Below are 10,442 nucleotides of genomic sequence, written 5' to 3' on the forward strand. Positions count from 1 at the left end.
GCCGAAGCCGCCGAGAATGACGCTGATGAAGGAGCGGTTCATCGCCTTGCACATGATGTAGCTCAGGATCGCGCCCGAAGAGCCGACCAGCGCACCCGTGACGATGAGCGCGAGGTTGCCGAGCGTGAAGCCGATGCCGGCCGCCGCCCACCCCGAATAGGAGTTCAGCATCGACACGACGACCGGCATGTCGGCGCCGCCGATCGGGATGATGATGAGGAAGCCGATGACGAAGGAGAGCAGCGTGATCGCAAGGAAGAGCTCGATCGTCTGGTTCGCGGGATCCATCACGATCCAGGCGATGCCGCCGACGATGGCAAGCGCCAGCGCCGCGTTGATCACATGACGGCCCGGCAGCATGATCGGCGCGCCGGACATGTTCCCGTTGAGCTTCGCAAAGGCGATGACCGAACCCGAGAAGGTGATCGCGCCGATGGCGACGCCGATGCCCATTTCGATCAGGTTGGCGCCATGGATCGCGTGGAACGTGCCGATGCCATAGGCTTCCGGCGCGAGGAAAGCGGACCATGCGACGAAGACCGCGGCAAGGCCGACCAGCGAATGGAAGGCCGCAACGAGCTGCGGCATCTGCGTCATGGCGATGCGGCGCGCAATGACCGCGCCGATGCCGCCGCCGATGACGAGGCCCGTCACGATGAGGCCCCAGGTGAGCGTGTTCTGCGCCTGCAGCAGCGCGAGCGTCGTCACGATGGCGATGGTCATGCCGACCATGCCGAAGGTGTTGCCCTGGCGTGAGGATTCCGGCGAGGACAACCCGCGAAGCGCGAGAATGAAAAGCACCGCCGAAACGAGATAGAGCAGTGCCGCTATATTGGCTGACATATCCTGTTTCCCCTCAGCGCTGCTTTTTCTTGTACATGGCGAGCATTCGCTGCGTCACCAGGAAGCCGCCAAAGATGTTGACGGCGGCAAGGATCACCGCGACGAAGCCGAAACCCTTGGACACCCAGCCCGTCTCGCCCGCCTGCGCGACATCGAGGCCGACCGCGATGAGCGCGCCGACGATGATGACCGAGGAGATGGCGTTGGTAACCGACATCAGCGGCGTGTGCAGCGCGGGCGTCACGCTCCACACCACAAAATAGCCGACAAAGATCGCGAGCACGAAGATCGCAAGCCGGAAAACAAAGGGATCGATAGCGGCCGCTTCCATCAGTTGCCTCCTTCGCGGAACGACGGATGCACCACCTGACCGTCTTTCGTCAGGCAGGTGCCCGTGATGATTTCGTCTTCCCAGTTGATCGCCAGGGCTTTCGTTTCCTTGTCGATCAGGGGCGTGATGAAGTTCAGGAGGTTCTTCGCATAGAGCGCGGACGCGTCGACCGAAAGCTGGGCAGCGATATTGACGTCACCCATCAGCAGGACGCCGTGCTTCTGCACGCGCTTGCCGGCCTCGGAGAGCGGGCAGTTGCCGCCGCGCTCCACTGCGAGATCGACGAGGATCGATCCCGGCTTCATGGTCTTCACCATTTCCTCGCTCACGAGTTCCGGTGCCGGGCGGCCCGGAATAAGCGCGGTGGTGATGACGATATCCTGCTTCTTGATGTGCTCGGCGACGAGCGCGGCTTGGGCACGCTTGTACTCGTCCGACATTTCCTTCGCATAGCCACCGGCCGCGTCGCCGCTCTCTTCCGATTCGACCATGATGAAGGTGCCGCCGAGGCTTTCGACCTGCTCCTTGGTGGCAGAGCGAACGTCCGTCGCGGAAACGATGGCGCCGAGGCGCTTCGCCGTCGCAATCGCCTGGAGCCCCGCAACGCCGACACCCATGATGAACACGCGGGCAGGCGCGATGGTGCCCGCCGCCGTCATCATCATCGGCATGGCGCGGGTGAAGGCGGCGGCCGCATTGATGACCGCTTTGTAGCCCGCAAGGTTCGACTGCGAGGAGAGCACGTCCATGGACTGCGCGCGGGAGATGCGCGGCATGAATTCCATGGCGAAGGCATTGACGCCCGCAGCGGCGTATTTCTGGAGACGCGGCTTGTCGTCCCACGGGTTGAGGATCGCCGCGAGCATGGCACCGCGCTTCATCATGCCGATCTCCTCGTCGGAAGGCGCACGCACCTTGAAGACGATATCGGCATCCTTGAGCGCGTCCGCTGCGCCCTGCGCGATGGTCGCGCCGGCATCCGCATAAATCTGATCGGCGATGGAGGCATGCTCCCCCGCCCCCGACTCGACAATGACCTCAAGGCCGAGAGCGGTAAGCTTCTTCACTGTTTCCGGTGAGGCCGCCACGCGGGTTTCGCCTTCAAGCCGTTCTTTGGGGATCGCAAGTTTCATGGAACGTCGCCTGTTCTCCGGGCGCCCGCGAGGACCGCAGCCACCGAATGAGAATGAGAATTATTCGAACATGATGCGTTAGCGACTGATTTCAAGTAAAAACCTGTCGCAAACGATACGAAGCGCGCGAGACGCCTTACAGAAGGAAGAACGCCATCAGGATGAGGGCAAGCACGATAAGGCCCGAGCCCCACTTCGTCCCCGAGATGAAGCTGTCATAGGTCGTGAGATGCTCCCGGGAGTCCATCTCTTCGCCCCAGCCTTCCTGAAATCCAGCCATGTTACCTCGCCCGCTTTTGTGCCGCTCGTTAAGCTCGATTTGAGCGAGCCGGACTATAGCAAACGAACCGCCCGCGGCAAGCGCCGAGGCCCCGGCCCTTCGGCTAAATACCTACAGCCGCTGTGCAATTCCGTTCAACACGGCGTGAGGTCCGCTTGTTCTCATCCGTGATTCTCGAACGGCGACGGGAGCGGTCCCTTGACGATCTTGCGCGACGGCGCCGAATGGTCCCAGTCGGCGAGAAGCGCACGCAGCGCCGCGACGAAGGCAAGCGGCTGGTCGAGCATGACATGGTGGCGCGCCTGCGGGATCTCGATGACGGGCGCGGCCCGCCCCAGCAGGTTGAACATGTATTCGCCGATCTCGGAGGGCAGGAGCACGGAGAACTCGCCCCGCATGATGGCAATGCGGCAGCGCGTGGCGGCGAGACGGGCGCCCATATCGCCGATGTTGAAGCGTTGCCAGATGGCCGGATCGAACTTCCACGTCCAGCCCTCGCCGCCCTCGGGGTTCGGCACCTGCTTCAGCGAGTGCCGCGCAATGTAGTCGGTGATGTAGCGATTCTCGCAAGGCTGCGGCGGCGCGAGACGGAAGCGCCCCATCGCCGCCTCGAGCGTCGAATAGATGCGATGCGGCCGGAACTCGCGATTGGGCGGCCCGCCCGGCCTGTCGGGCGGATTAACCGGGCTGTCCACGATGACCGTGCCGGCAAGGCGCTCGCCGTAGAGCGCGCCTGTGAGGATGGTGATGAAGCCGCCGAAGGAATGGCCGACTATGATCGGCGGCTCCTCGCAATCGAAAAAGCCCGCATCCTCGCAAACCGCGATCTGCTCTTCGGCGAAGGTCTCGATCGTGTAGCGCTCGCGCCAACCGCTATCGCCCATGCCGGTAACGTCGATCGCGGCAACGGAATATTCGCGCGCAAGAAAGGGCGCGACGAAGGACCACCAGCGCGCATGCGCGCCATTGCCGTGAACAAGGAGAAGACCGGGCTTCGACGGATCGCCCCAGCGCAGATAGTGAACTTTCGTTCCCTCGACCTCGACGAAACGGCTTTCGGGTTCGACGGCGACAGCGCGCGAAAACCAGCCGGGGGGCGAGATGACGGCGGGGCCTTCCTCGTCGCCGGGCGCGAGCGGAAAGTCGCTCATTTGGACGGCCTCTCGCCCAGCGCCTTGAACACGCCGGTGCCCGACATGATGGTGCGCTCGCCGCACCAGATGCGCCCCTTCACGGTGAAGAAGTCGTCTTCCGAACCGACGACTTCGCCTGTGCCCTCGACCCATTCACCGATCTTTGCGCCGGACAGGAAGTCCGTCATCAGGCGCACCGTCACCCAGTAGCGGTGCACCGACATGGTGATCGCATGGCCGAAGGCCATGTCGGCGAAGGCCATCAGCATGCCGCCATGGCAATTGCCCATGCCGTTCGTGTGATGCTCCTGCACGAGAAAGGCGCGCGTGTAGCGGCTGTCTCCATCGATGCGCTCGTAGAGCGGGCCGATCTGGCGGCCGAACCCCTGGAACCAGTTCAGCGTCTGGTAGCCTTCGGGCAGCGCAATCGTGTTTTCTTCGAGAAGATCGTCGGTCATGGCGGGGCCTCGGGCGAGCGGAACGGAAGAGACCGCTCAGGCAGCGAGCGGGACGCCCGCCTTCTTTAGCGCGGCCTTCTGGCGCTTGTCGAGTTCGGCGGCGTCGAAGGCCTCGATGGTCTCGTTGAACAAGGTATGGAAATTGAGCTCCGCGCCGAGATGGAGGAAGACGGAACCAAGGCCGATCGCGGCGCGGTCCATGAAAACGAACTCGCGCGGCGGCGTCACGGGACCAAGCTCGCGCAGGCGTTTGTGCACACCGAATGCTTCCTTGCGGCCATATTCGCCGGGGCCGATCCCATCCGCGACCGAACGCACGCGATTGTCGAGAAGCGGCGCATAGATGAACCGCGCCCAGACATTCAGCACGTCGATCAGCTCGGCGGAGAGATTGCGGAAACCCCAATTCTCATAAGCCGCTGCGGCGCGGTCACGGTCGTCCGCCTCCAGCGCACGGTAAAGTTCCACCACGCCCGCGACGAAAGCCGGAGGGAAAATGCGGATGCAGCCATAATCGAGCAGGTTGATTCCGAAATCTTCCCGTACCGAATAATTGCCGAGATGCGGATCGCCGTGAATGACACCGTAGCGGCTGAAGGGCATCCACCAGGCAGCAAACATCGCCTCCGCGATCCGATTGCGCTCGTCGAGCGAATGGTCGCGGAAAGAAAGCAGCGGCTTGCCATCGAGCCAGCTCATCGTGAGGAGCCGCTTCGTCGTGAGCTCTTCCACGACGCGCGGCACGGCAATGCGCGGATCGTCCGAGAAGACGTCCGCATAGAGCCGCATATGCGCGGCCTCACGCAGATAGTCGAGTTCTTCGCGCAGGCGCTCCCCGATCTCCGCATAGATTTCGCGCGTATCGATGGCGGGATCCATGCGCCGGTGGATCGAGAAGATGAGCCCAAGCTGATTGAGGTCCGCATCGACGGCCGACTGCATGTCGGGATATTGCAGCTTCACCGCGAGCGGCGCGCCGTCGAGCGACGCCGCGCGGTGAACTTGTCCGAGCGAGGCGGCGGCAGCGGCTCCGCGCTCGAAGGTGGCGAACCGGCTCTCCCAGCCCGCGCCGAGTTCCGCCCGCATGCGCCGTTTCACGAAGGGCCAGCCCATGGGCGGCGCGGCGGATTGAAGTTGCGACAGCTCCGCGGCGAAATCCGCGGGCACCGCTTCCGGAATGGTCGCGATCATCTGCGCGACCTTCATGATCGGCCCCTTGAGCCCGCCAAGCGCGGCCTTGAGTTCGCGCGCCATGCGCCCATCGGCCTGATCGAGACCGAGGAGCCGCGCGCCCGCCGCCCGCGCGGCAATGCCGCCGACCCCGGCACCGACTTGCGCGTAGCGCTGGAAACGGCGGCCGATGCGGTTCGCTTCCCTGTCGCGCTCGCCCTTGCCCGGCGGAGACGGCGCGTCGTCGCTCATTCCATATCCTCAAGTTCGTCTATGAACCCTCGAATCATGGAAAGACCCTTATCCCAGAAGGATGGATCGCTGGCATCGAGACCGAAAGGTGCGAGCAGCTCCTTGTGCCGCAGCGTGCCGCCCGCCGAGAGCATCTCGAAATAACGCTCCGCGAAACCTTCCTGCGCATTCTCGTAAACGGCGTAGAGCGAGTTCACAAGGCAATCGCCGAAGGCATAGGCGTAGACATAGAAGGGTGCATGAATGAAGTGCGAGATGTAGCACCAGTAGGTCTCGTAGCCCTCACCCAGATGGATCGCCGGACCGAGGCTTTCGCCCTGCACCTCGAGCCAGATGCGCCCGATATCGTCCGAGGTGAGTTCACCTTCCCGCCGCGCGGTGTGGATGCGGCGCTCGAAAGTATAGAAAGCCGTTTGCCGAACGACCGTGTTCAGCATGTCCTCGACCTTGGAGGCGAGCATCGCCTTGCGCCGTTCCTCGTCCGGCGCATTGGCGAGGAGCTTGCGGAAGGTGAGCATCTCGCCGAACACGCTGGCCGTCTCCGCGAGCGTGAGCGGCGTGTCGGCCATGAGCGGACCCTGCTTTGCCGCAAGCACCTGATGAACGCCGTGCCCGAGCTCATGCGCAAGCGTCATCACGTCCCGCGTCTTTCCCTGATAGTTCACGAGAACATAAGGATGCGCGCTTGGCACGGTCGGGTGCGCAAAGGCGCCGCTCGCTTTGCCAGGCTGCGTTGGAGCGTCGATCCAGCCGCTCTCGAAGAACCTGCTCGCAATCTCCGCCATCTCGGGCGCGAAGCCGCGATAGGCGTCCAGCACTGTATCGCGTGCCTGACCCCAGGGGATGAGAGCATCGTCCGATTGCGGAAGAGGCGCGTTGCGATCCCAGTATTCGAGCTGATCAAGGCCGAGCCATTTCGCCTTCATCGCATAATAGCGATGCGAAAGATCGGGATAGGCGCGCTGCACGGCGCCGGCGAGCGCGGCAACGACTTCCGGCTCGACCCGGTTTGCGATATGGCGCGATTGGGCAATGTCCTCGAAGCCGCGCAGCCGGTCTTCGATTTCCTTGTCCTTCGCCAACGTGTTGGTGACGAGCGTGAAGAGAGGCAGGTTCGCCTTGAAGGTCTTCGCGAGCGCATGGGCCGCCTCCTCGCGCTTTGCCCGGTCCTTTTCGGAGAGCCGGTGCAACGCCGCTTCGAGCGCGAGCGGCTTGCCGCCGACATCGAAGGTGAGCCGCGCCATCGTTTCGTCGAACAGGCGGTTCCATGCCGCATGTCCCGTCACGCTCTTCTCGTGGAGAAGCGTCTCGACTTCGTCGGAGAGCTGGTAGGGCCGCATCGCACGCAGGTCGCGCAACCAGGGCCCATAATGCGCGAGGGCGGGATCCTTCAACGCTGCATCGAGCGCAGCATCTTCGACCCGGTTCAATTCCAGCGCGAAGAAGAGGAGATCGGTCGAGATCGCCGTTACGCGCTCTTGAATGTCGCCATAGAATTTGGCATGCGCGGGATTCGTATTGTCCTGCGCATAGAGAAGCCCCGCATATGAAATGAGACGGCCGAGCCTGTCCTCGATTTCCTCGTAGGCCCCGACCGCGCGCGCGAGTTCTGCGCCGCCGCCGGCAGCGCCCGCCAGGATGGCAACCTGCCCCTTGTAGCGTTTGTTGAAATCCGCCGCCGCGCTGGCCGCGAGCGCGATGTCGGCCTTCACCTCCGGGGCGCCGGGCGCGGAATAGAGATCCGCCAGATCCCAGACCGGAAGCGCGCCGAGATCCGTCTCCTCTGCGGTGCGCAAGGCAGCATCGTCCGGATGAAAACTGGGATAGGTACGCGGCATCGCTCAACTCCGTTCGGCAGGAAGGCCTCGAACCTATATTGAGCGGAGCGGCCTGTCATTCAACGGCGGGACGAGGCAACGCCGGAAGAACACGAACCGGAGGAAGTGCCTGCCCAAAAGAAAAGGGCCCCTGCCTTTCGGCAGGGGCCCCGATCTTTCGCCGTCGGTGCTTTAGCAGCCGCCGACAACCGCGCGGCGGTTGAGCGGCTCACGCACGCCATCGCCGGTCTGGACCGCGAGGTCCGTTTCACCCTTCGACTGGGCGCCGCAGAGTTCCTTGCCCTGCGCGGTGAGCGCATTGGACACGGAGTCGGCACGGCGCTGGCCGAGAGCCTGGTTGTAGGCATTGCTGCCCGACGTATCGGTGTGACCGATAACCGAGAGCGGACCGGTCGACTCAGCGACGATCTGATCGATCACCGACTGCGCTTCCGGCGTCAGGTTGTACTTGTCGAAACCGAAATAGATGGTCCACGGGCCAACTTCCTTAAGGGCGCAGGCCGTGAGAGCTTCGTAGAAAGCGGCCTTCTCGGCTTCCACGCGATCCGGCTGCACCGGGCCGCCTTCACCGCCGAAATAGGAGCCGTTCACGCCGAGCTTGTTGTCGCTCGCCTGTTCGACCCAGCCGTCATAGTAGCGCTGCGCCTTGGCGCAAGCACAACCGCGCTCCGTGCGGCCGCCATTGTCGAGGGCAGCCATGAGCTTGGACCGTGCGTCCTGCAATTCAGGCAGATCGCTCGAGAGAACCCCTTTTGTGGCGGGGTCGTAAGGAAGAACCGTCTCGCCGGCAGCGGCGGCACGACCCTTTGCGACGATCGCGGCCGTGTCGACCCAGTTGCAGTCGACATAGGCTTCCGAAGTCGCCCTGTCCTGATATTCGCGAGCCAGGCACGCGTTGAAGGAATCACCCTGAATGTCTTCGTGCAGGTACGATTCCGCGGTCCATGTGCCGCAACCAGCCAGCACAAGGAAAGAACCCAACGCTATAAGCCGGGATATCATTTTCATCCCAATCTCCGTCGTTATTTCGCTCTGCCCCCCGACAATACGACGGGTGGCCCGGACCCCACCGGTAAGCCCTCATAAGCCTAATTTCATCGCATGGAACCGCCGAAACCATCAACCTGTATTGGCCGGATTCCGTAAGTTCTGCGCCGTGCGTCACATGTGAGCAACACTGTTGCCTGACGGAATCGCTGCCCTTTCCGGCCAATTCACCCTCAACCTGCCCTTGCGGCAACTGTCCCAGCTTGTGTCACTGGCGACCGATAATCAGTCAGGGGATTAAGGGGGCTTTTACCAATGCGGCTCAATATGGGGCAGATTTCGAGCCGGGAGGTCGGTTCGTGGGTGAAATTGCGGTACCAACCCGAGGATTAGAATGACCCAGGCCATTCTCATAGTTGACGACGATCCCGCCCAGCGGCGGATCCTCGAGGAGGTCGTCAATCGCGACGGCTACCGCGCCATTCCGGTCGACGGGGGCGAGGCGGCGCTTGCCTATCTCGAAAGCCCGGCCGGCGCCGAAATCGCCCTCGTGGTGCTCGACCTCGTCATGCCCGGCGTCGGCGGCATGGAGGTGCTGAAGCGCGTCCACCCGCAAAAGCCGAACCTCCCCGTAATCGTGCTGACCGCCCATGGCGGCATCGAAACGGTGGTGAACGTGATGCGCGAGGGCGCCTCCGACTTCGTGGTGAAGCCGGTGAGCCCCGAACGCCTCCACGTCTCGATGCGCAACGCACTGAAGGTGAACGCACTGACGGGCGAGATCACCCGCCTGCAGAAGCGCCAGACCGGCCGCCTCACCTTCGCCGACATCATCGCGCCGAGCCCGTCGATGGAACCGGTGATCCGCCTCGGCAAGCGCGCCGCGCAATCGAACATCCCGATCCTGATCGAGGGCGAGAGCGGCGTCGGCAAGGAACTCATCGCCGCCGCGATCCAGGGCGAAGGCGAACGCGCCGGCAAGCCCTTCATCACCGTCAATTGCGGCGCGATCCCCGAAAACCTCGTGGAGAGCATCCTGTTCGGCCACGAAAAGGGTGCCTTCACCGGCGCGTCGGACAAACATGCCGGCAAATTCCAGGAAGCCTCCGGCGGCACGCTCTTCCTCGACGAGATCGGCGAACTGCCGCTCGACATCCAGGTGAAGCTCCTGCGCGCGCTGCAGGAAGGCGAAGTCGACCCCGTGGGCTCGAAAAAGCCCGTGAAAGTCGACATCCGCCTGATCTCGGCGACCAACCGCGACATGCTGCAGATGGTGAAGGAGGGCCGCTTCCGCGAAGACCTCTATTACCGCCTCAACGTCTTCCCGATCCACATTCCGCCGCTTCGTCAGCGCAAGGACGATATCCCGGAGCTCGCCGCGCATTTTGTGCGCCGCCTCGCAGCCGAGGAAGGCAAGGAGGTCGTCGGCATCGCGCGCGACGCGCTCGACATGCTCAAGGCCTATGACTGGCCGGGCAATGTGCGCCAGCTCGAAAACACGATCTTCCGCGCCATCGTGCTCTGCGACGGCGAGGCGCTGCAGGTTTCCGACTTCCCGCAGATCGCCAGCATGGTGGACGGCTATGCCGAAATCGCGCGCCAGCGCGAACCGGCCCCGGCCGCAACGGCGGCAACGCCCGCGCAGAGCGGAATGATCGGCATCGCCAGCGACACCGTGCCCGTCTATGCGGGCGAACCGGCCACGCAGCAGAACCACAGCTTCGCGGATTTCGCGCGCTCGAACTTCTCGGACGGCATTTCGATCACCGACGAAGCGGGCAATGTGCGCAAGCTCGAGGACATCGAGGCGGAAATGATCCGCCTCGCCATCGACAAGTACAAGGGCCACATGACGGAGGTGGCGCGCCGCCTCGGCATCGGCCGCTCGACGCTCTACCGCAAGGTGCGCGACATGGGGCTGGAAGTCCGCGAGGGCTGAGACGGCCCCGGAAACGGCAAGAGACGTGACGTGAGCCCCTGAACTTCCTCCAGATTTGAGTAGAGTCCGTCAATTGAA

The 10,442-nt window shown here is 63.5% G+C and carries 10 protein-coding genes; 1 reads left to right on the forward strand and 9 read right to left on the reverse strand.

What is annotated here, in order from left to right:
* The 9 genes from ACKUUH_RS16545 to ACKUUH_RS16585 all read right to left on the reverse strand — a co-directional run.
* Positions 1-843: NAD(P)(+) transhydrogenase (Re/Si-specific) subunit beta (locus ACKUUH_RS16545; RefSeq protein ID WP_407950990.1), on the reverse strand; the 843-nt coding region annotated here is incomplete at its 3' end.
* Positions 844-856: 13 nt separating this feature from the next.
* The gene (locus ACKUUH_RS16550; RefSeq protein ID WP_322311320.1) at positions 857-1,174 is read right to left on the reverse strand and encodes an NAD(P) transhydrogenase subunit alpha; all 318 of its coding nucleotides are present in this window, start codon (positions 1,172-1,174) and stop codon (positions 857-859) included.
* Positions 1,174-2,307 carry a Re/Si-specific NAD(P)(+) transhydrogenase subunit alpha gene (locus ACKUUH_RS16555; RefSeq protein WP_407950991.1) on the reverse strand — a complete coding sequence of 378 codons (1,134 nt, stop codon included), beginning with the start codon at positions 2,305-2,307 and terminating at the stop codon, positions 1,174-1,176. The genes ACKUUH_RS16550 and ACKUUH_RS16555 overlap by 1 nt, the downstream gene beginning before the upstream one ends.
* A gap of 136 nt (positions 2,308-2,443) precedes the next feature.
* Positions 2,444-2,587 (reverse strand): aa3-type cytochrome c oxidase subunit IV, encoded by a 144-nt coding sequence (locus tag ACKUUH_RS16560; RefSeq protein WP_407950992.1) that lies wholly within the window; start codon positions 2,585-2,587, stop codon positions 2,444-2,446.
* A gap of 161 nt (positions 2,588-2,748) precedes the next feature.
* Entirely contained in the window at positions 2,749-3,738 is a 990-nt protein-coding gene (locus ACKUUH_RS16565) for an alpha/beta fold hydrolase (protein WP_407950993.1), read from the reverse strand.
* Positions 3,735-4,178, reverse strand: a complete 444-nt coding sequence (locus ACKUUH_RS16570) for a PaaI family thioesterase (protein WP_407950994.1) — start codon at positions 4,176-4,178, stop codon at positions 3,735-3,737. Before ACKUUH_RS16570 ends, ACKUUH_RS16565 begins: the two co-directional genes overlap by 4 nt.
* Before the next feature lie 36 nt (positions 4,179-4,214).
* A complete protein-coding gene (locus ACKUUH_RS16575; RefSeq protein WP_407950995.1) occupies positions 4,215-5,600 on the reverse strand; it encodes an ABC1 kinase family protein in 1,386 nt (461 codons plus the stop codon).
* Positions 5,597-7,438, reverse strand: a complete 1,842-nt coding sequence (locus tag ACKUUH_RS16580) for a M3 family oligoendopeptidase (RefSeq protein WP_407950996.1) — start codon at positions 7,436-7,438, stop codon at positions 5,597-5,599. The genes ACKUUH_RS16575 and ACKUUH_RS16580 overlap by 4 nt, the downstream gene beginning before the upstream one ends.
* Positions 7,439-7,609: 171 nt before the next feature.
* Positions 7,610-8,446: an OmpA family protein gene (locus ACKUUH_RS16585; RefSeq protein WP_407950997.1), complete on the reverse strand. Its 837-nt coding sequence runs from the start codon at positions 8,444-8,446 to the stop codon at positions 7,610-7,612.
* A gap of 373 nt (positions 8,447-8,819) precedes the next feature.
* Here ACKUUH_RS16585 and ACKUUH_RS16590 point away from each other — a divergent pair, with 373 nt between their 5' ends.
* Complete coding sequence (locus ACKUUH_RS16590; RefSeq protein ID WP_407950998.1) at positions 8,820-10,364, forward strand: sigma-54-dependent transcriptional regulator; 1,545 nt, start codon at positions 8,820-8,822, stop codon at positions 10,362-10,364.
* The last annotated feature ends 78 nt before the right edge of the window (positions 10,365-10,442 follow it).

This window comes from Parvibaculum sp., from assembly GCF_045863935.1.
In the GTDB taxonomy this organism is placed as follows: domain Bacteria; phylum Pseudomonadota; class Alphaproteobacteria; order Parvibaculales; family Parvibaculaceae; genus Parvibaculum.